The sequence below is a fragment of the Microbacterium enclense genome, assembly GCF_004022425.1.
Classification (GTDB): Bacteria; Actinomycetota; Actinomycetes; order Actinomycetales; family Microbacteriaceae; genus Microbacterium; species Microbacterium enclense_A.
On record NZ_RBZY01000007.1, the window covers coordinates 21168 to 41284 of the forward strand.

The following is a 20117-nucleotide window of genomic DNA, read 5'->3' on the forward strand; positions in this document are numbered from 1 at the left end:
TGCTCCTCGTCAGATCCCCGCCAGGGCGGCGTACGTGATGCTGTTGCGATACGCGCGTTCGCGCTCGGGGGTGAGGGAGAACACGGCATCCTCCTCGCCCGTCGGCTGCGACGCCCACGCGGTGACCTGCAGCGGACCGACGACGTAGTCCTCGCGCGGGTCGAGCGGATGCGGGACGTTGGCGACCAGCACGATCAGCGGCAGTTCCGCGACGAGCTCCACGAAGGCCCCGGGGCCAGCCGAACCGAGCCACTCGAGGTCGCCCTCGGGGTTCGCGCGCACCCCCTGGAAGAACGACACCGCCGGCGGCAGGTCGCGCACGGTCAGCCCGTGCTTGCTCGCGGCGAGCCGCAGCAGGCCGTGGCCCGATGGCGACGGCCCCTCGGGCGCGGCGTCGCCGTACCGTTCGATCGCGTACGCGTCGCTCGAGGTGCCGCAGAAGGCGTCGTGGTGGCCCGAGGTGTCGGCGGCGATCGTCGCGAGCACACGCCCGTCGCCGGAGAGCAGCGGATGCCCCTCGCCCAGGTACGCCTGCCACGGGATCTTCTGGGTGTCGGCGACGTTGAGGCGCTCGCCGGGTTCGACGGCGTTGAAGAGCAGCACGGTGGCGCACGCGTCGCCGGTGGGATCCGTGAAGCGCAGTCGCGTCCCGCGGGCGACGCGCAGATGCGTGTAGCCGCCGGGGGCCACCGTCTCGGCCCAGCGCAGGTCGTCGTCCGCGACGCCCTCCGGCCGGAAGGGGGCGGTGTAGGGCGGAAGATATGGCATCCATTCGGATCGCGCGGCGCGGGCCCGTGCGTCCTCGCGGGCCCGCCCCACGTCTCCCAGTGCGTCGACACGACCGTCCATGCGCCACCTCTTTCTGTCGATTGACAGGTATTAGAACAGGCCCGCGTTTCGGCGGCGTTACGAGGGCTCCCGGGTACGGTGGGGGCATGGCGCCGACGAGAACCGGACGACCCCGGGCATCCGGCTCCTCCCCCACCGGACTTGGGACGCGCGCCGACGTCCTCGCCGCCGCGGCCGCCCTCTTCGGCACGCGCGGGTACGCCTCGGCCAGCACCCACGCGATCGCCGAGGCCGCCGGCATCCGTCAGGCGACGCTCTACCACCACTTCGCCCGTAAGCAGGACATCCTGCTCGCGCTGTTGCTCGACACCGTGCAGCCCTCGCTCGACGTCGCCGCGCAGCTGCTCGCCCGCGACGAGGAACCGGCCGCACGCCTGTGGGCGCTGTGCGTCGCAGACGTCACGCTGCTGGCTGATGCCCCGCACAACACCGGCGGGCTGTATCTGCTGCCGGAGGTGTCGGACGCGGCGTTCGAGCCGTTCCGTGAACGCCGCAGCGAGCTCGAGACGACCTACCGCACGCTCGTGGCCGCGTGCGGGCTCGACGCCGCCCGCGCGGCCGCCGGCGCGGCGCTCGTGCTGGCGCTAGTGGAGAGCGTGATCCTGCAGCGCAAGGGGGGCCAGACGGCGACCCTGGATGCCACGACCATCGCCGCCGCCGCGTTGCGCGTTCTCGACCTCGACGCCGCGACGCGCGAGCGTGCGGCCGCCGCGGGTCCGGCGGTGCTGTCGGCGCTGGGCTGAGTCCGGCCTACTTCTCGTAGACCTCGCGGCGATGGCCGGCGTGAACGACCACCACGGTGAGCACGTCGTCCTGGATGCGATAGAGCACGCGGTAGTCGCCGGTACGCACCCGCCACTCGGGCCGGGCCGTCAGCTTCTTGGCTGCGGGCGGGCGCGGTTCGTCCGCGAGTAGCTCGATCACGGCCTGGATGCGACGCTTCGCCTCCGGGGGCAATTTCTTGATGGCGCGGACCGCCGACGGGAGGACCTGACGGGAGGACCTGGATCCGATACGTCACGGAATCAGACCGAGGTCGCGCTTGACGTCGTCCCAGGGGACGGGCGTCTCGCCCAACCGATCGGTTTCTTCCCACGCTTCGTCGACCGCACGGATGTCCGCGAGCTCCTCGGCATCCTCGAGCAGCCGTTCGAACTGCGCGGCGTCCACCACCGCGGCGACTGGTCGGTCGCGCCGAGTGAGGTAGACGGGTTCCGTGCGCGCATCGTCGACGATCGCGGCGAGACGCCCTCGGGCGTCGCTGATGGCTACACGGCTCATGCGTCTATTCTCACCTAATTGCGTCGAGATGTACATCTTGCACGATTTGCGCGGGCCGCCTCCCCCACGAGACTGCAACCGACCGACAAGCCCCCCGCAGCCTCCAGCCGAGATGTCAGCGGCGCGCAGTCTCGCGGGTCGAGGCGCCGGACCCCCGCGCCGCGGGCGATTTCACGCGCCTTTTACACGGCCGAAACCACGGCGGACCTCGGCGAGCGGATCGTTTCTGTCAAGCAATAGAAACCCGAACCGCCCTCATCGCCGGGAGCCCGCCATGATCATCCTCGGAGTCGCCGTCAGCGTCGTCCTCATTCTCGTCGTCGGCGTCGCCGTGGCCCGCAAGGTCGACGGCGACAGCGCGAACTACCTCGTCGCCGGGCGGCGCCTGGGTGTGCCGCTCGTCGCGGTCTCGCTCACCGCGGCCGCGGTCGACGCCAACGCCACGGTCGGAAACACCGACCTCACGTCGCAGTTCGGCTTCTGGTCGGGGGCCTCCCTCGCCATCGGCCTCGCCCTGTGCCTCCTGCTGACCGGGCTCTTCCTCGCCAAGCGCATGAACGCCATGAAGCTGTTCACCCTCGGCGACTTCTTCCGACTGCGCTACGGACGCCCCGTCGAGGTGCTGGCATCCGTGCTCATGATCGTGTCGTTCACCGTGCTCCTCGCGGGCAACCTCGTGGCGTGCGGCTTCCTGCTCGAGCACTTCGCCGGGATCCCGTACGCCTGGGGCGTCGTGCTGGCCGTGCTGCTCGTGCTCACCTACACCGTCGCCGGCGGGCTGTTCTCCGACGCTTACACCGCAGCGATCCAGACGGCGATCACCATCGTGGCCGCGATCGTGCTGCTCGCCTGGGTCGCGGCGTCCTACGGCATCGTGATCCCCGAGGGGATGGGCCCGTTCGACCTCCAGCAGCTCAGCGACCCCGCCGCAGGCGCCCCGATCAACTGGGCCACGCTGATCTCGCTCGCCATCGGCGACATCGTCGCGATCGACTTCATGCAGCGCATCTTCGGGGCGAAGAGCCCCACGGTCGCGCAGCGCTCGTGCTTCATCGCCGCGGGACTCACCGCCGCGATCGGCACCGTCTTCGCCATCGTCGCCCTGAGCGTCTCGTCGACGCTGGGCATCTCGGTCGAGAACGGCCCCGTGCTGTACACGCTGCTCGGCGACTACGCCCCGCCCATCATCGCGATCCTCGTGCTCTCCGGCATCGTCGCGGCGTCGTTCTCGACGGCATCCGGCGCGATGCTGGCGACCTCGGCGATCGCGGTGCGCAACGTCTTCACGGTCCGTCGCCACACGGGCACGGGCCCCGACCCGCTCCTGCGCTGGACGCGCATCGCGATGATCCCGTTCGTGATCATGGGCGCCTTCCTCGCCATCCGCGTCAGCCAGACCGGCATCCTGCTCACCCTCGCGTTCGACCTGATGCTCGCGTGCCTCGCCGCACCGTTCCTGATCGGGGTGTTCTGGAAGCGGCCCGGGGCGGTCGCCGCCCTCGGCGCGATGGCCGTCGGGTTCGTCGTGCGCATGACGCTGCTGGCGCTCACCCCGACGCTGTACGGCGTGCCGAACGACATCCTGTACATCCCGAACGACGTCATCGGCGCGGACTTCGACGGCTGGGCGACGCTCGTCTCGGCCCTCGTCGGATTCGGAACGTACGTCGCGTTGGGCCTCGCGATTCCCCGCCGGTCCTCCGAACTCGACCACGAACTGGCCGTGCTGGCCGACCTCGAAGCCGAGCGGGAGGCATCCGAGAAGGTCGAGGTGGGGGCGCCGTCCTGACCCGCACGCCGACCTCGCGGGGCCGGGCGACGCCGAGCGGCGAGCCCGGCCCTTTCGCGGTCGTCATGGGCGTGTCGGTGCGGTTGCGGATCCATTACTGTACGTTTAGGATCCAATCGTGACCCACGTGATCCGTCCCGCCGAGCTGGATGCCGCCGAGCTCGAGGCCAAGCCCCTCGCCCCACCGAACGCCGAACCGCTGTCGGGCGAGATCATCGTCCGCGGCAAGGTGCAGTTCGTGAACGACGACCGCACGATCATCTCCGGCGTGTGGGAGAGCGATCCCGGGACGTCGCGGTGGGAGTTCCTGACCCGGGGCGAGATCGTCCACATCCTGGCCGGCCGCATGACGGTACAGCGCGACGGTGAGGAGGCTGTCGAGCTCACCGCCGGCAGTGCCGCGTACTTCCCGATCGGGTGGACCGGGGTCTGGAGCGTCGTCGAGCCCGTCCGCAAGCTCTACGTCGTCTACAAGCCGGAGGCGTGATCGCGACATGCGACGCATCATCGATCTGAGCATCCCCGTCCATCCCGAGATGCTCCACTGGGGACGCCGTCCGACCTACGAGATGGTCGAGGAGATCACCGAGACCAGTCCCAGCGAAGTCTCTCGGTGGCTCATCGGCGCCCACACCGGGACGCACGTCGACGCGCCGAGCCACTTCGTCAAGGGCGGTACGACGGTCGATTCCCTTCCCATCGACCACACCGTCGGCGAGGCGCGGGTCCTGGACCTCCGCCACGTCGAGAAGGAGATCACCGCCGACGATCTGATCGCCGCCGGAGCCGAGGGAGCGAAGCGGGTCCTGTTCAAGACCCGGAACTCGACGGACGCGCTCACGCGAACCGAGAAGAGCTCCACGTGGGTGGGGCTCGGCCCCTCGGGCGCGCAATGGCTGGTCGACCACGGCGTCGTGTTCGCCGCGAACGACTACATGACCATGGAGGCGCCCGACCACACCGTCGAGTGGCCGACGCACGTCATCCTGTGCAAGGCCGGCGTCGTGATCCTCGAGAACGCCAACCTCGCCGAGGCGGAGCCGGGCGACTACTACCTCGTCTGCCAGCCGGTGCCCTTCGAGGGGCGAGAGGCGGCTCCCGCGCCGACGATCCTCATGCAGGACCTCCCGTGACGGCTGCCCTCTCGGCCGAACGACGCGCCCTCGAACTCGGGCTCGAGATCCCCGACTACACGAATCCGCCATACGGCGGCCGTTACGGTCAAAGCCTCAAGGCGTTCCACCGGACCGGCGATTTCGTCGAGCTCAGCGGCATCACGCCCGAATCGCGCGCGGGTGTCCAGGTCCACCCCGGCCTCGTCGGAAGCGAAGTGACGCTCGAACAGGCGCAGGAGGCCGCGCGACAGACCGCGATCAACAGTCTCGGCCTCATCCGCCTCGCCGTCGGCTCGCTCGACGCGGTCGCCGGACTCTCGCGGGCGCTGTGCTTCGTCCTGTGCGGGCCGGAGTTCGACCGCCTCAACGACGTGTCCAACGGCGCCACCGATCTCTTCCTCGACGTCTTCGGCCCGGAGATCGGCGCCGTCGGCCGCGCGAGCATCGGCGCGACGAGCCTGACCCGTCGCAACAGCTTCGAACTCTGGCTGAGCTTCGAAGCCCGCCCCACCCCCTGACACCCGGGAGCCCTCATGCACATCGTCCTCGTCCACGGTTCCGGTGGCAGTGCAGGATCCTGGTCGTCCGTCGTCCCGCTCCTGCAGGAGGCGGGGATCTCCTCCACCACGTTCGACGGCCCATCGCAGTCTCTGCACGACGACGTCGCGACGGTACGCCACCTCGTCGACGCCGCCGACGACGACGTGCTCCTCGTCGGACACTCGTACGGCGGTGCCGTCATCACCGGAGCAGGCACCCACCCGCGCGTGCGGGGTCTCGTGTACGTCGCGGCCTGGGTGCCGGACGAGGGCGAGAGCGTCAACCAGCTCGTCGGGGAGTTCCCCGAGGCCGAGGTGGGCCGGTGGTTCAGCCGCGGCGAGGACGGGAGCTGGATTCCGGATGATTCGCCCGCAGCGCGAGAGGCGCTCTCCTGGGACGTCCCCGCCGAGGTGTGGGAGCGCAAAGTGCAGGACCGGCGCACGTCGGCGGACGCCATCTTCACCGAGCGCAGCGATGTTCCGGCGTGGCGCGACCGCCCGTCGTGGTACCTCCTGGCGACGAGCGACAAGCACATCCACCCCGAGGCGCAGACGTACATGGCCACTCGCGCCGGAGCAGAGATCGTGACGGTTCCCACGAGCCACGCGGTGCCGCACGCGGCGCCCGAGGCGGTCGTCCGCACGATCACCGAGGCCCTCTCCGCCGTCTCGAACTGAACGGGTCGGAGCGACTCACTGGGCGAGGCCGTCGAGGTCCTTCACGAGACGGCCGCCCTGGACGACCGTGCGGACTCGCGACGGATCGGCCAAGGCCCCGATGTCGCGGAGCGGATCGACGTCGGTGACCACGAGGTCGGCGAGCTTGCCCTGCTCGACCGAGCCCAGCGCGTGCTCGAGTCGCAGCAGGCGCGCGCCGACCAGTGTCCCGGCGCGCACCGCCTCCAGCGGCGACAGGCCGACCCGCACGAGGTGGGCGAGCTCGGTGAGATTGCGCCCCTGCGCGTGGATGCCGGCATCCGTTCCCAGCGCGACGGGGACCCCCGCGGCGACCGCCGCCGAGATGGAGGCGAGACCGCGCTCTTGACGCGCGAGCCGAGCGGCATCCGCGGGCCCGGGCGGCGTCCGCAACAGCGTGCTGAGGGTCGGGACGAGCACGACTCCCCGCTCCCGCATCAGAGCGATGGTGTCGGCCGTGAGGTCGTACCCGTGCTCGATGCTGGCGGCCCCGCCCTCGACGGCCGCTCGAACGGAGGCGTCGCTCTGCGCGTGAGCTGTCACGGGCTGCCCCGCGCGGCCGGCCATCTCGGCGACGATCGCGGCGACGTGTTCGCGCGGGACCCCGGCATCGCTCGGGGAATCGTGGGGCGTGCTCACCCCACCCGACGTGCACACCTTGATGACATCCGCCCCGGTGCGCACGAGCGCGCGGACGGTGCGCACGACCTCGTCGAGAGTGTCCACGACGGCCGCCCCGGATGCCAGGCCCCTCTCCGCCCACACCGGCAGTGTTCCGTTGGCATGGACCGGGTCGGCGTGCCCGCCCGTCGGCGAGAGCATCGCGATCGCCAGGTGCAGGCGCGGGCCGAGGATCTCCCCGGACGCGATCGCGGAGCGATAACCCGGCGTCAGTCCGCTGAGGTCGCGCGCCGTCGTCACGCCGGCGTCGAGGGTCGCCCGCAGGTTGCCGACGGCGGCGATCACGGCCTCTTCCGGGAACCAGAGGCGCTGGCGCTCGGCATCCACACTCGTACTCATCACGAGGTGCACATGCGCGTCGATGAAACCGGGGAGAACCCAGCGGCCCCGGACGTCGATCTCACGCCCGGGTGCGCCGGCGCGACGGGGACCGACGTAGACGATCCGGTCGCCGCTGACGCCGACCTCGGCGTCGTCGACGGGGGCCGTACCCGTGCCGTCGATGAGAGTGCCTCCGACCAGACGCAGTTCTTCCGTTCCGCTGGGGACGTCGGGGAGTCGAGCCGTCATGCCACCAACCGGAATCCCGGTGACCCCGGATCGGCCTCGAGGAGACGTCGCGTGTACCAGTGCTGCGGATCGGCGTACACCTGCTCGACCGGCCCGCTCTCGACGATGCGACCGCGATGCATCACCGCGACGTCGTCGCTGACCCGCTGGACGACGGCGAGGTTGTGCGAGATGAACATCATCGTGAGGTTCTGCTCGGCCTTGATCGCGGCGAGCAACTCGAGGATCTGCGCCTGGACCGATACGTCCAGGGCCGAGGTGATCTCGTCGGCGATGACGAACGCGGGGTCGATGACGAGGCTGCGGGCGATGGCGACGCGCTGACGCTGACCACCCGAGAACTCGTGCGGATACCGGTGCATCATGTCGGCGGTCAGACCCACCCGCCGCAGCTCCGACGCGATCCGCTCCTCGAACCGCGCCACGCTTCCGCGCCGCGGGTCGAGGGCCTCCGCGAGCGTCTGCCCGATCGTGCGCCGCGGCGACAACGACGAGTAGGGGTCCTGCGGGATCATCTGCACGCGCCGGCGATGCGCATAGAGCGCCCGGCCGCGGTGCACGCGCGACAGGTCGGTCCCGTCGACCTCGACCCGGCCGCTCGTGGGAGCCGCGACACCCACGAGCACCTTCGCCAACGTCGACTTCCCGGAGCCCGATTCCCCCACCACGCCGAGCGTCCGACCGCGGGGGACGGCGAAGGAAACACCGTCGAGCACCGTCACGGTGCCGTACGCGACCCGCAGGTCGTCGATGGACACCATCGATGAACTCATCGGGGTCCTTCCTCTCCGGTAGCGCCGACGCGCGTCTGTACGACCGGCGACGAGGCCAAGAGCCTCCGCGTGTACGGGTGGTGGACCGACTCCTCGGACATGCCGCGGACGTCGTCGATGCGCTCCACGATCTCCCCGTCCTTCATCACGAGCACGCGATCGCACAGCGCCCGGACGACGCTGAGGTCGTGGGAGATGAACAGCATCGACGTCCTCGATTCCGTGTTCAGACGCTTGAGGAGGGTCAGGACCTCGCGCTGCACCGTGACGTCCAGGGCGGTCGTCGGTTCGTCCGCGATGAGGAGCGCAGGTCGGGTGCTCATCGCCGAGGCGATCATGGCCCGCTGCTTCATCCCACCGGACAGCTGATGCGGATACTGCCGCAGCCGCCCCTCGGGATCGGTGAGCATGACCGATCTGAAGCCGCCGACCAGCATGGACAGCGCCGCACGTCTCGTGTGCCGCAGCCGCACGCGGAGGACGTCCGTGAGCTGGATGCCGAGGATGAGAGCAGGATTGAGGGCGGTGCCGGGGTCCTGATAGACGAAGGCGATGCGCTCGGCCAGGTAGCGGTCGCTCACGCGGCCGGTGAGATCCGTTCCGTCGAGCGTCAGCGTGCGCGCACGCGCGTGCAGCCCCTCGCCCAGGAGGCGGCCGACGACGGAGGCGGTGACGGACTTGCCCGACCCGCTTTCGCCCACGATGCCCAGGATCTCGCCGCGGCGGATCGTGAACGACACGTCGGAGACCAGGGCGCGGCCGGAGTCCGCGTGCTGGACGTCGAGGCCGTCGACCACGACGAGGTCCTCCGCATCGCCCACGACGGACCGCCCGCCGGCCGCCGAGACCAGACGCGCCCGGCCGGTGTTCGATCGCGGGTTGGCGGCCGCCGCGAGGCCGTCTCCCACAAGCAGGGCCGCGAGAGAGGTGATCGTCAGGGCGACGGCCGGACCCACGATGACGATCGGGTTGACGACGATCTTGCTGAGTCCCTCGCTGAGCAGACGTCCCCAGTCGAATGCCGGCGACGGGGCGCCGAGACCCAGGAAGGACAGGCCGGAGATCTCGACGAGCGCGCCCGAGAAGGCTCCGGCGATGAGGATGAGAGTCGGCTCGGCCATGTTCGGCAGAATGTGCCGCACCGCGAGACGGAAGGGCGAGACCCCCAGCAGGCGCGCGGTCTGCACGTACTCGCTCGACGCGACCTTCGCCGCGAGGTTCGCCGTCAGACGCGCGAAACCGGCGATGTTGGCGATCGCGATGGCGACCACCAGCTGCACCACGCCTTGGCCGAGGATGGCCGCGATGATGATGGCGACCAGCATGGTGGGGTAGCTGATCGCGAACTCGATGCCGCGCAGGCTCAGTTCGCGCAGACGCCGCGGCGCGAGCCACGTCGCCACACCGAGCGCGATGCCGACGAGCGCGGAGAGGGCGGTGGCCGCCGCCGCCATGAGGACGGTCGGCTGGGTCGCCACGAGGGTGCGGGCGAGCATGTCCCGGCCGAGCGTGTCGGTACCGAGCGGGTGCTCCGGCGTCGAGGACAGGTTCGGGGGCCCGCCGAGCTGCGTCGCCGCAGTCCCGAACACGACGGGCGCGAAGACGGCGACAACGGCGACGGCACCGAGGAGCACGAGGCCCGTGACCAGCGGCAGGTTCCACCGGAACGTGCGCGGGCGCGACGGAACGTCGGCGAGCAGGGCGGCGGGAAGGGTGTCAGCCACGCTGCTCTCCCAGGGTTCGGGGGTCGATGACGCCGAGCACGATGTCGATGACGAGCGTCGTCAGGAGCGAGATGACTCCGATGACGAAGACGGCGGCGCGGATGACGGGGTAGTCCTTGTCGATGGCGATCGCCTGCACGATGACGCTCCCGAGCCCCGGCCAGGCGAACACCGCCTCCGTGATCAGCGCGGAACCGAGAAGGGCGGTGAGGATGATGCCCGAGAGCGTGAGGGCCGTGGTCAGGAGGTTGGGGAGCATGTGCCGCCCGTAGATGGTGAGCGACGGGAGACGCCAGCCGCGGGCCGACCTCATGTAGTCCTGTTCGAGGATCACGGCGGTCTCTCGCCGGACGATGCGCGCAACGGAGCACAGTCCGCCGAGGGTCAGGGAGGCGATGGGAAGGATCGCGGCGGTCCCGAGCGTGTACGCGGGCGAATACGCCGGCGGCAGGACGCGCAACCACACCGCGAAGACGACGACGAACGCCGTCGCCTGCACATAGGTGGGGATGGATGACACGAGCCCGGTGACGCCGTTGAAGGCGTGATCCAGAACGCGGTGCCGGCCGTTACGGGTGAGGACCCCTACGGTCATGCCCAGCGCGAGGCCCAGCACGAGCAGCAGAACGACGGCGGGGATCGTCAGAGCGAGCGTGTTCGGCGCCGCCGCCATGACGACGTCCATGGCCGGGATGCGGTATTTGAAGGAGTCGCCGAAGTCGAACTGGGCGACGGCGGTGACGTACGTCCACAGCTGCACCGGGAGCGATTGATCGAGCCCGAGCTGTGTCCGGACCAGTTCGACCTGGGCGAGCGACGCGCTCTCCCCCGCGATCGCCGTGGCCGGGTCGCCCGGGATGAGCTGCACGATGAGGAAGGTGACGACCACGAGGAGCACGAGGTTGACGACGAGACCGACGCCGCGGCGGAGGAGGAATGCCCGCCACGCGCGGCCGAGGCCGGCCGCGCGTGGCGGATCATCCGTCGTGGGGGTGCCCGGACCGGAGGTCTCGGCAGTGTCGGCGATCGCGTGGGTCATCGCGTCCTCTTCTCGAAGGTCCGGTCCGGGCGGGATGGGGGTGGTGGAACGGGGCGGGCGTCAGCCGGTGATGCGCATCGCCGACGGGTCCCAGTAGCCCGACAGCACGTAGCTGGCGAAGCCGGCACGCGAGACATAGCGGTGGGTGTCGGTGATGAGCGGCATCATGTCGACGCGTTCGAGGATCGTGCGCTGCGCCTCTTCGAACTCCGCGCACTGCGTCGCCTGGTCCGTCGCGGTCATGCCGGCCTCGTAGGCGGCCAGCCCCTCCGGGTTGTCGGTGTAGGCCACGTTGGTTCCGCCCTCGGCGTAGGTCGGGCCCAGGTAGCGCGCGATGGACAGGTGGATGAGGCCCGCCTCGGCGTTCTCGGCGGCGACCGCGAGGTCCCACGTCTCGGGCTGGGTGCGCATCTGCTTCGACCAGTCGGCCGGGTCCGGAGCGCTGACCTCGACCGTCGCACCGGCGGCGCGGAGCGACTCGGCCAGGTAGTCGGCGGCGGGGTCCCAGTTCGACATGATCAGGAGGCGAATGGTCTTGCCCGCGAGCACGGGGGCCGCTGCGGCGGGGTCGTAGCTGCCCAGGAGCGACGGCTCCTCGAGCGCGCAAGAGTAGTTCGCGCTGTTCACCGTGTACTGCGCCTCGCCCAGCCCGTCGAGGGACGCCTGGTTGAACGCCTCCGGGTCGATCGCCTGCGTCACCGCGGTGCGCAGGGCCTTGTCGCCCGCGAAGACGGAGCCCGAAGCCGGGTCCTGGTTGAAGACGAGGTTGTAGGCCGAGCTCGAGAAGGTGACGTCGCTGAAGCCGTCCACACCCTCGAAGCGCGTGTAGTTCGAGTCGTAGAAGCGCGCGATGTCGACGCCACCGGCCTCGAGCAGGTTGGCGCTGGTGTTGAGGTCGGACTGCACGGTGAGGTTGATGGTCTTGGCGGGTTCGCCCTCCACCGTCGTCCAGGCGGGCCACGCGTCGTAGTCGTCCCGGAGGGTGTAGGTGGCGCTCTTGCCGGCCACGGATTCCGCGAGGGTGTAGGGGCCGGAGAAGGCCCCGGCGACGGTTCCGGCTGCGAGGCCCTCGGGGTCGGCGATGCCGGCGGGGCAGATGATCCCGGTTCCGGGGCGGGTGAGGCCGCTGAGCATCTGCGAGTAGGGCTGGCTCAGGGTGATCTGCACCGTTCCGGCGGCGTCGTCCGCGACGAAGGTCGGGGCGCCCTGGCCGAACGCCTGAGCCTTCCACGTCTTGGCGCCGCTGTCCTCGAGGCCGACGAGGTACTCGAACGATGCCGCGACCACGCTGGGGGTGATGGCGGTCCCGTCGGCACACGTCGCGCCGTCGCGGATGGTGAAGGTGTAGTCCGACGCCGATGCGACGTCCCACTCGGTGGCGAGACCGCCGGTCAGGGGCTCCGAGTCACCTTGCCGCAGGAGGGTGTCGAACCCCAGACGCGCGATGTAGGCGTCGGAGGTCGCTGAAGCCTTAGCGGGATCGAACGTCGCCGGGGCGTACCAGATCTCGGTGTTGATGGTGTCGGTCGCCGGTGCGCCGCTCGCTTCGGGGGCGGTGGAGGCGGCGCAGCCGGTGACGGTCAGAGCCGCTGCGGCCGCGAGGGCGACGCCGGCGAGCATCCGTGTTCTCGTCATGAGGGGTTCTCCCATGGGTTCGGGTAAAGCGTGGGGTCGCATCGCCACTTCGGCGCGCAGGTCAAGTTTGGATCCAAAATGTTTAATTACGCATCCAATTTTGTTTCGCGCCGGTTACAAGTCGTTACGATCGACGTCGCAGCCACTCCGTGACGTCGGAGGCGAGCACGAGCGCGTCGCGCTGCACGTATTGGATCGCCGTCAGCGCGGCGTCGTGCGCCGGTCGGCTCGACCCGGCCACGCAATCCGTCAGCACCCGTACGCGATAGTCGTGCTGATGCGCATCGATGGCCGTGTAGTGGATGCAGACGTCGGTGAGGCCGCCCACGAGCAGCACCGTGTCCGCACGATACGACTTCAGGACGAGCTCGAGCTCTGTCGCGAAGAACGCGGAGTAGCGGCGCTTGCGGATGACGAACTCCTCGGGACGCGGCTGCAGCCACGAGGCGAGTTCGGTTCCGGGGTCCCCCTCGATGCAATGGACTCCCTCGGCGCCGTCCAGCTCACGTCCGATGTCGACGAGGCTCGCCTTGTGCACCTCCTGGATGAACACGACCGGAACGCCGTTCTCGCGGCACGTGGCGATGAGATCGCGCACACGTGGAGCACGCTCGGCCCGACCATCCATGACCGGGATTCCGGCGGTCGGTTCGGTTCCGGCTCCCCCCTGGATGTCCACCACGACGAGGACGGGGCGTTCGACCCCCTCCCACACCGCCGTCATGCCACGGCTCCGCGGCGCCCGGTGCGCACGTGCGCGAACGGCAGCAGCTCGGTGACCGCGATGGCCCGATGCCCCTCCCCCGCGGCGACCCACACCCGGGCCTCGGACGCGTGCTCGAGCAGCAGTTCGGCACACACCCCGCACGGTTCGATGAGGTGCTCGGTGCCCACCGGCCGGCGCAACACCGACACGACGGAGCACACCGACTCTCCCGCGATCGCCGCGGCGCTGATCGCAGCGGTTTCGGCGCACACCGACGCCCGCCCCGAACTCGACTCGACGTGGAGCCCGGTGACGACCGAGCCGTCAGCGAGACGGAAGGCGCTGGCGACCTCGTGCCGGCCGACGGCATAGCGGGTGTGCAGCAGATCCCGCGCGAGAGCGAGGAGCTCGGCATCCGCCTCGTCCATGCCGTCGGGGGTGCCGCCCAGGACGGGACGGGAGGGCGAGACCGTCATGACGCGTCGATGCCGAGCAGACGGGCGAGGTTCCCACCCTCGACCAGGGCACGGTCGGCGGGGTCGGTCACGACCTTGGAGATCTTCAGCCGCTCTATATCGAAATCGGAGCCGGGCCACTCGGTGCCCATGAGGATCTTCTCCGCGCCGAGGCGAGCGTAGGCGCGCTTGACGTCGGCCATCAGCGTCGCCGACGTCTCGAGGTAGACGTTCTCGCGTCGCTCCGCGACGATGATCGCCTCGGGCACGTTCCACACCGCTCCCATGTGGGCGATGACCGTCGGCACGTCGGGGTGGTCCTTCACGATCTCCTCGATCGCGAACGGAGCACAGAACGCGTCGTCGAGCGCGTTGATGATCACCGTCATCCCGTGCCGAGCGCACTCGCGGAAGACCGGGTCGAGCAGTCCGTGATCGGCGACGTGGTAGCCGTGCATGCTCGGGTGGAGCTTGAGACCCCGGATGCCGGCTTCCGCCAGCCGGGTGATCTCCTCGATCGCGTCGTCGGCCTGCGGCATGACCTGGCCGAATCCGATGAAACGGTCGGGGTGGGCATCCTGCAGACCGATGATGAAGTCGTTCTCGATGCGCTGGGCCAGCGAGCAGACCATGGCCATGTCGACCCCGGCGGCATCCATCCGGTCGAGGATGCGCTTCGGATCGAACGGGACGTGCGCGGGCGGCTCCTCGCCGGGGCGCGCACCCGTCAGATAGTCGGAACGCCCGCGGACGTTCTGGGTGGTGTTGTATGCGTCGAGGATCTTCATCGCGCGCCTCCTTGATGGACGTACCATTGATAGGATCCATTTGACACCAAACTGGATCCAAACCGAAACCCGGGGACCCCGTCATGATTCAGACCGTTCTCGGCCCCGTCGAGCCGGCCCAGCTCGGGCGCACATCGACGAACGAGCATCTGCTCGCCGACTCGCGGCACCTGCGGCGACCGCTGCGCGGCGGCGAGTGGTGGGACGGCGACGTCCGACCCGAGAACCTCGGCGACCTGCGCTGGAACTGGCTGGCCTCGGCCGACAACCTCCACCTGGATTCCGCCGACGTCGCCGTCGACGAACTCGCCCGGGCTCACGCCGACGGGCTCCGGGCGGTCGTCGAAGCCACGTCGGTCGGGATGGGACCCGACCCCTCGCGGCTGCCCGACATCGCGCGGCGGGCCGGAATGCACGTCGTCGCGGCCTTCGGCAGCTACATCGACAAGACGCTGCCCGAGAGCTGGAAACAGCAGAGCGACGACGACATGCGGGCGGTCTTCTCGCGCGCGCTGTCGGAGTCGATCCCGGGCAGCACGGTGCGTGCGGGTCTTCTGGGACTGATGGGAACGAGCGCCGACATCACGCTCGCGGAGGAACGCGCGCTGCGGGCCGCCGGATCCGCCGCCGCCGAAGCCGGGTGCGCCGTCTCGATCCGCCTCGACGCGGCAGCCCGCCGCGGGCCGGAGGTGGCGGCGTTGTTGGCATCCGAGGGGCTGGACCCGCGCCGCATCCTGTTCTGCAACATCGACAAGGTGATGGATGCCGCCTACGTGCACGACATCGTCGACACCGGCGCGGTCGTCGAGTTCGCCTTCGGGAGCGAGAACTACTTCGCCGACGGGGCGCGGGATGCCACCGACGGCGAGCGCATCGCATTCCTCCTCGCGCTGTGCGAGGCGCGGCCGGAGGCGCGCATCACCCTGTCGTCCTCGGTGTGGACCAAGGGACAGCTCGCCCGTCACGGCGGGATGGGCTACGGCCACGTCGTGCGACGCGTCGTGCCCGTTCTCGAGCGAGCCGGTGTGCCCTCGTCCCGTCTCGAGCGCATGCTCGTGACCGAACCCGCCGAGCTGCTCGACCGCGGCTGAGGCACCGCCCCGGCTTCCCGGCATCCGCGGACACGGCGGCGGAACGGGGTGGAGCTGGAGCACGTGCCCATGCTCGCCCGCCTGTGTTGCGGGACTGTTTCGATCTGCGCTCCTCCGGGCGTCCTCCCGGCGGGAGAACGCCCGGAGCCTGTCAGGCGGGGAGAGACGTGGGGACCGCGCCGACGTGTCCCAGCACGTCTTCGAGCGCCGCCCCCAGGGCGAGCAGCCCCGCGTCGCCGCGTGAAGGCCCGACGATCTGCATTCCCACGGGGAGGCCGGCGCCGGTGAAGCCGGCCGGGGTGGCCAGGACGGGGTGCCCCGTCACCGTCAGGCGGCACGCGGCCCGCTGCCAGAGGAAGTAGCGCTCGAAGACCGTGCCATCGACCTCGGCGACCCACTCCACCTCGGCGGGTGGCGCGGCGACCGGGGCCGCGGGGAAGACGATGCCGTCCAGTCCCTGCAACGCCGCGGCGGTGCGGCGGAAGATCACGGTGCGGTGCGCCAGTGCCGCCGCGTAGACGTCGGCGGTCAGGGCGCGCCCCTCGGCCACGTTGCGGAGGTAGTCGTCGCGGAATCCGGCCCGTCCCTCGTCGAAGCGAGCCTTGCCGTCCGCCCCGAAGTTGAACATCTCGATGGCCTGCCAGCACTCGTCGGCACCCTCGAAGTCGGGTTCGATATCGACGAATTCGACACCGGCGGACTCGAGCACCCGCCGCGCCTCGCGGAGAACGGCGCGGACCTCCGGATCGATCGGGAGTCCCCCGACGTCGTCGCTCCACCCGAGGCGGAGCGAGCTCGGGTCGCGCTCGGGCAGCTCCAGGAACACCGCGGGGTCGTCGACCCACGACAGCGGGGCTCGGTCGTCGCGGCCGGTGATCCCGCTGAGCAGACGCGCCGCGTCGCGCGAGTCGCGCGCCATCGGACCGAGCACCCCGTGCGGGTCCCATCCGTTCCCGGTTCGCGCACTGGGCACGGTTCCGGGGGTGGGGCGCAGGCCCACGATGTTGCAGAGCGAAGCCGGGTAGCGGATGCTCCCGCCGCTGTCCGACCCGTCGGCGATCGGCAGCATGCCGGCGGCGAGAGCCGCGCCCGCACCTCCGCTGGATCCGCCGGCGTGGCGGCTGAGGTCCCACGGGTTGCGACACACGCCGCGGACGGGGTTGAACGTCAAGGTCCCGAGCCCCGCCTCAGGGGTGTTGGTCTTGCCGATGATGAGGGCGCCCGCGCGGCGCAGATTCGCCGCCAGCAGACTGTCCTGCGATGCGGGACCCGCGTCGCGGTACGCTTCCGACCCGTGCGAGGTGGGGAGCCCCGCGACGTCGATGAGATCCTTCACCCCGGTCGGAAGGCCGTGCAGCGGACCGAGCCGGTCGCCGCGAGCGACGGCCCGATCGGCCTCACGGGCCATCTCCAGCGCGTCGCGCTCGGAGACGAGAGAGACGAAGGCGGCCACGTCGCCCTCCACCTCGGCGATGCGGTCGAGGTGCACCCGCATGACCTCCTCCGCAGAGATCTCGCCCCCGGCGATGCCTTCGGCCAGCGCCGTCGCGCTCCATCGATAGAGCGGAATCTCGCTCATGCGGGGTCCTTTCGGTAAACGGTTCGACCGGAGACCTCCGTGCGGAGGACCGGGAGGCTGCGCAGGTCGTCGATCGCCACGGCGGTCGGATCGTCGGACCACAGCACCCAATCGGCGCACGAGCCCGGGGCGAGCACACCGCGATCGGCTTCGGCGTACGCCGCCCGGGCCGCGCCGGTCGTGTAGGCGGCGAACGCCTCGGGAAGGGTGATGGCCTCCGCGGCGTCGAGGGGGCGTTCTTCTCCCGCGATCCGCCGGGTGACGGCCTGCCAGATGAGGTGCCGGGGGTCAAAGGCGAAGAACGGCCCGTCGGACCCGAACGCGACGGTCGCGCCGTGGTCCAGCCAGCTGCGGACGGGATTCGCCCGTTCCGCGCGGTCGCCGAGGGCGGCGCGCAGGCCCGCCCCGTTGTGCCAGATGATCGAGGGCTGGAGCGACGCGATCACGCCGGCGCCCGCGGCCTGAGCCATCGCCACCGCCGGGGTTTCGAGATAGCCGTGGATGATCTGGAACCGCAGATCCGCCACGGGTGTGCCCGCGGTGACGGCGGCATCCACCGCCAGGGCGACCGCCGCCGAGCCCACCGCGTGGGTGCCGACGCCCCACCCGTGCGCGGCGCACCAGGCGACGAGTCGGCGGTACTCGGCCTCGGGGATCCGACGCAGGCCCGTGTACCCCGAGGCGTCCCACGGACGGTCCAGCCACGCCTGACCCTTCAGCGCCTCCCCGTCGAGGTACACCTTGATGCCCCCGAGCGACAGGACGTCGTCGCCGAATCCGGTCGCGACGCCGATGCCGGCGAGACGGGAGATCACGTCGTCGATCTCGGCGGTATCCCCGGTCGCGAGTTCGAGATAGGGCATCGCGACCGTGCGCATGGTCAGCAGCCCGCGCCGCCGCGCCTCCCGATAGCCGCGCATCTCGTCGGGCGTCACCGCGGGGTCCACGACGGTCGTCATGCCGAGCGCGTGCAGGAGCGGCTGCACCCGCTCCAGCGCCCGGATACGGTCGCCGAACGGGGGATGCTCGGGGCCGTCGTCGTCGAAGCTCTCCCGCATCGCGACGATGAAGCGGTCGACGTCGTCTTCCGGCTGCAGGTAGTCGAGAGCCTTGAGCCCGGCGCGCTGCATATGCATGTGGGCGTCGATGAGCCCGGGCGTGACGACGCCGCGCAGGTCTTCCTCGCGCACGCAACCGCCCCACCGGGAACGCAGTTCCGCCGCGACCCCGACGTCTCGAACCCGCCCACCGGCGACGACGAACGCGTCGGCTTCCGGCTCGTCGGGGGTCATGGTGACCACCCGATCGGCGCGGTAGAGCACGGCATCCATCGTCACGCCTCCGGGATCGCGATGACGACGCTCTTGGTCTCGAGGAACCCGCGCAGGCCCTCCTCGCCGAGATCTCTTCCGAGTCCCGACTCCCCCGTGCCGCCGAACGACAGCGCCGGGTCGAAGAGGTTGTACGTGTTGATCCACACCGTCCCGGCGTCCAGTGCGGCCGCCATCCGGTGCGCCCGGCCGAGGTCGCGCGTCCACACGCCCGCCGCGAGGCCGTACGCGGTGTCGTTCGCGATGCGGATGGCATCCGCCTCGTCGTCGAAGGGGATGATGCCGACGACCGGACCGAAGATCTCCTCGCGGGCGATGCGCATGTCATTGGTGACGCCGGCGAACAGGGTCGGCTCGACGTAGTACCCCGGCTCGCGCACCCCGCCACCGGCGAGCAGCGTCGCGCCCTCGTCGACGCCCGCGCGGATGTACCCGAGAACACGCTCGCGTTGCTCTTCGGAGACGAGCGGCCCGACCGTGATCCCTCCGTCCAGGCCGTCGCCGACCGGCACGCGACCCACGGCCGCCGTCATCCGCTCCGTCATCTCGGCGAGGATCGACCGCTGCACGAGGAGGCGGCTCCCCGCGGTGCACATCTGCCCCGAGTGGCCGAAGGAGGCGCGCATCGCGGTGAGGACCGCGGCATCCAGGTCGGCGTCCTCGAACACGATGTTCGGGCTCTTGCCGCCGAGCTCCAGCGTCACGCGCGTGAAGTCGTCGGCGGCCGCGTGCGCGACGAGCCGACCGACCTCGGTCGAACCGGTGAAGGTGATCTTCGCGATGCCGGGGTGCGCAGTCAGGGCCGCCCCGACCGAGCCGTCGCCGGTGAGGATGCTCACCGTGCCGGCGGGAACGCCCGCCTCCGCCAGGATGCCACCGAGCCGCAGCAGCGTGAGAGGGGTGTCCTCCGCGGGCTTGGCGACCACGGGGCAGCCCGCGGCGAGCGCCGGGGCGAGCTTGAACGCCGCGGTCATGATCGGGAAGTTCCACGGCAGGATGATCGCCACCGGGCCGACCGGTTCCTGCACCGTGTAGACGTGGTGCCCGCCGCCGTCGACCGCGACGACCGTGCCGCCGAGGCGCGAGGGCGCGCCGGCGAAGTGCCGGAATGTCCGCGCGGCCATCGCCGTGTCAGCCCGCGACCGCTCGATCGGCTTACCGTTGTCGCGCGTCTCGAGCACCGCGAGCTCTTCGAGACGCTCCTCGATGAGGTCGGCGACGCGGTTGAGGATGCGCGCGCGCTCGAGCGGGGCGAGGCCGCGCCAGCGCCGGTCGGCGTGGGCTTCGACGGCGAGCGCGACCGCGGCGTCGACATCCGCGGCCGTGGCGTCGGCCACGGTGGTGAGCACCTCACCGGTGGCGGGGTCGATCACCGCGCGCGCGGGGCGCTCGCCGCGTGGCATCCGCTCTCCCCCGAGGAGGAACGGTTCGTACTCCGGCAGGGCGGTGACGGTGGTGCGAAGGCTCATGGGGTCC

21 protein-coding genes are annotated in these 20117 nt (G+C 70.6%); 7 read left to right on the top strand and 14 right to left on the bottom strand.

Annotated elements, in window-relative coordinates; all coding sequences use genetic code 11:
• Window positions 1–9 precede the first annotated feature (9 nt).
• Window positions 10–849 (bottom strand): urea amidolyase associated protein UAAP1, encoded by an 840-nt coding sequence (locus D8Y23_RS02860; protein WP_128216669.1) that lies wholly within the window; start codon window positions 847–849, stop codon window positions 10–12.
• A gap of 86 nt (window positions 850–935) precedes the next feature.
• On the opposite strand from D8Y23_RS02860, the gene D8Y23_RS02865 reads away from it, so the two are divergent.
• Window positions 936–1592: a TetR/AcrR family transcriptional regulator gene (locus tag D8Y23_RS02865; RefSeq protein WP_128216670.1), complete on the top strand. Its 657-nt coding sequence runs from the start codon at window positions 936–938 to the stop codon at window positions 1590–1592.
• 7 nt (window positions 1593–1599) lie between these two features.
• Here the strand turns inward: D8Y23_RS02865 and D8Y23_RS02870 are convergent, their stop codons facing one another.
• Together D8Y23_RS02870 and D8Y23_RS02875 are read right to left on the bottom strand one after the other, a co-directional pair.
• On the bottom strand, window positions 1600–1863 hold the full coding sequence (locus D8Y23_RS02870; protein WP_128216671.1) for a type II toxin-antitoxin system RelE family toxin: 264 nt from the start codon (window positions 1861–1863) through the stop codon (window positions 1600–1602).
• A gap of 3 nt (window positions 1864–1866) precedes the next feature.
• Window positions 1867–2130, bottom strand: coding sequence for a type II toxin-antitoxin system Phd/YefM family antitoxin (locus tag D8Y23_RS02875; protein ID WP_128216672.1), 264 nt, complete (start codon window positions 2128–2130; stop codon window positions 1867–1869).
• 274 nt (window positions 2131–2404) lie between these two features.
• Between D8Y23_RS02875 and D8Y23_RS02880 the strand changes: the two genes are divergently transcribed.
• The 5 genes from D8Y23_RS02880 to D8Y23_RS02900 all read left to right on the top strand — a co-directional run bounded on the left by D8Y23_RS02880 (window position 2405) and on the right by D8Y23_RS02900 (window position 6251).
• The gene (locus tag D8Y23_RS02880) at window positions 2405–3919 is read left to right on the top strand and encodes a sodium:solute symporter family protein (protein WP_128216673.1); all 1515 of its coding nucleotides are present in this window, start codon (window positions 2405–2407) and stop codon (window positions 3917–3919) included.
• A 118-nt stretch (window positions 3920–4037) separates the two neighbouring features.
• On the top strand, window positions 4038–4406 hold the full coding sequence (locus D8Y23_RS02885) for a cupin domain-containing protein (RefSeq protein WP_128216674.1): 369 nt from the start codon (window positions 4038–4040) through the stop codon (window positions 4404–4406).
• A 7-nt stretch (window positions 4407–4413) separates the two neighbouring features.
• Window positions 4414–5052: a cyclase family protein gene (locus D8Y23_RS02890; RefSeq protein ID WP_128216675.1), complete on the top strand. Its 639-nt coding sequence runs from the start codon at window positions 4414–4416 to the stop codon at window positions 5050–5052.
• The gene (locus D8Y23_RS02895; protein ID WP_128216676.1) at window positions 5049–5552 is read left to right on the top strand and encodes a RidA family protein; all 504 of its coding nucleotides are present in this window, start codon (window positions 5049–5051) and stop codon (window positions 5550–5552) included. The genes D8Y23_RS02890 and D8Y23_RS02895 overlap by 4 nt, the downstream gene beginning before the upstream one ends.
• Before the next feature lie 15 nt (window positions 5553–5567).
• Window positions 5568–6251, top strand: a complete 684-nt coding sequence (locus D8Y23_RS02900; protein WP_128216677.1) for an alpha/beta hydrolase — start codon at window positions 5568–5570, stop codon at window positions 6249–6251.
• 15 nt (window positions 6252–6266) lie between these two features.
• On the opposite strand, the gene D8Y23_RS02905 is transcribed toward D8Y23_RS02900, so the two are convergent.
• From D8Y23_RS02905 to D8Y23_RS02940, 8 genes are all read right to left on the bottom strand, one after another.
• On the bottom strand, window positions 6267–7520 hold the full coding sequence (locus D8Y23_RS02905; RefSeq protein WP_128216678.1) for a metal-dependent hydrolase family protein: 1254 nt from the start codon (window positions 7518–7520) through the stop codon (window positions 6267–6269).
• Window positions 7517–8293, bottom strand: a complete 777-nt coding sequence (locus tag D8Y23_RS02910) for an ABC transporter ATP-binding protein (RefSeq protein ID WP_128216679.1) — start codon at window positions 8291–8293, stop codon at window positions 7517–7519. Before D8Y23_RS02910 ends, D8Y23_RS02905 begins: the two co-directional genes overlap by 4 nt.
• Window positions 8290–10017, bottom strand: coding sequence for a dipeptide/oligopeptide/nickel ABC transporter permease/ATP-binding protein (locus D8Y23_RS02915; protein WP_240663743.1), 1728 nt, complete (start codon window positions 10015–10017; stop codon window positions 8290–8292). Before D8Y23_RS02915 ends, D8Y23_RS02910 begins: the two co-directional genes overlap by 4 nt.
• A complete protein-coding gene (locus D8Y23_RS02920; protein ID WP_128216680.1) occupies window positions 10010–11056 on the bottom strand; it encodes an ABC transporter permease in 1047 nt (348 codons plus the stop codon). The genes D8Y23_RS02915 and D8Y23_RS02920 overlap by 8 nt, the downstream gene beginning before the upstream one ends.
• A gap of 60 nt (window positions 11057–11116) precedes the next feature.
• Window positions 11117–12691, bottom strand: coding sequence for an ABC transporter substrate-binding protein (locus tag D8Y23_RS02925; protein ID WP_164878118.1), 1575 nt, complete (start codon window positions 12689–12691; stop codon window positions 11117–11119).
• Between the two features lie 124 nt (window positions 12692–12815).
• Window positions 12816–13415: a cysteine hydrolase family protein gene (locus D8Y23_RS02930; RefSeq protein WP_128216682.1), complete on the bottom strand. Its 600-nt coding sequence runs from the start codon at window positions 13413–13415 to the stop codon at window positions 12816–12818.
• Window positions 13412–13873 carry a cytidine deaminase gene (locus tag D8Y23_RS02935; protein WP_128216683.1) on the bottom strand — a complete coding sequence of 154 codons (462 nt, stop codon included), beginning with the start codon at window positions 13871–13873 and terminating at the stop codon, window positions 13412–13414. The genes D8Y23_RS02930 and D8Y23_RS02935 overlap by 4 nt, the downstream gene beginning before the upstream one ends.
• Window positions 13870–14640 carry an amidohydrolase family protein gene (locus tag D8Y23_RS02940; protein ID WP_128216684.1) on the bottom strand — a complete coding sequence of 257 codons (771 nt, stop codon included), beginning with the start codon at window positions 14638–14640 and terminating at the stop codon, window positions 13870–13872. Before D8Y23_RS02940 ends, D8Y23_RS02935 begins: the two co-directional genes overlap by 4 nt.
• Before the next feature lie 83 nt (window positions 14641–14723).
• On the opposite strand from D8Y23_RS02940, the gene D8Y23_RS02945 reads away from it, so the two are divergent.
• Window positions 14724–15731, top strand: a complete 1008-nt coding sequence (locus D8Y23_RS02945) for a phosphotriesterase (RefSeq protein ID WP_128216685.1) — start codon at window positions 14724–14726, stop codon at window positions 15729–15731.
• A gap of 151 nt (window positions 15732–15882) precedes the next feature.
• On the opposite strand, the gene D8Y23_RS02950 is transcribed toward D8Y23_RS02945, so the two are convergent.
• The 3 genes from D8Y23_RS02950 to D8Y23_RS02960 are packed head-to-tail and all read right to left on the bottom strand — an operon-like array spanning window position 15883 to window position 20110.
• Complete coding sequence (locus D8Y23_RS02950; protein WP_128216686.1) at window positions 15883–17310, bottom strand: amidase; 1428 nt, start codon at window positions 17308–17310, stop codon at window positions 15883–15885.
• On the bottom strand, window positions 17307–18641 hold the full coding sequence (locus tag D8Y23_RS02955) for an amidohydrolase (protein WP_128216687.1): 1335 nt from the start codon (window positions 18639–18641) through the stop codon (window positions 17307–17309). The genes D8Y23_RS02950 and D8Y23_RS02955 overlap by 4 nt, the downstream gene beginning before the upstream one ends.
• A gap of 2 nt (window positions 18642–18643) precedes the next feature.
• Complete coding sequence (locus tag D8Y23_RS02960; RefSeq protein ID WP_128216688.1) at window positions 18644–20110, bottom strand: aldehyde dehydrogenase family protein; 1467 nt, start codon at window positions 20108–20110, stop codon at window positions 18644–18646.
• Between the last annotated feature and the right edge of the window lie 7 nt (window positions 20111–20117).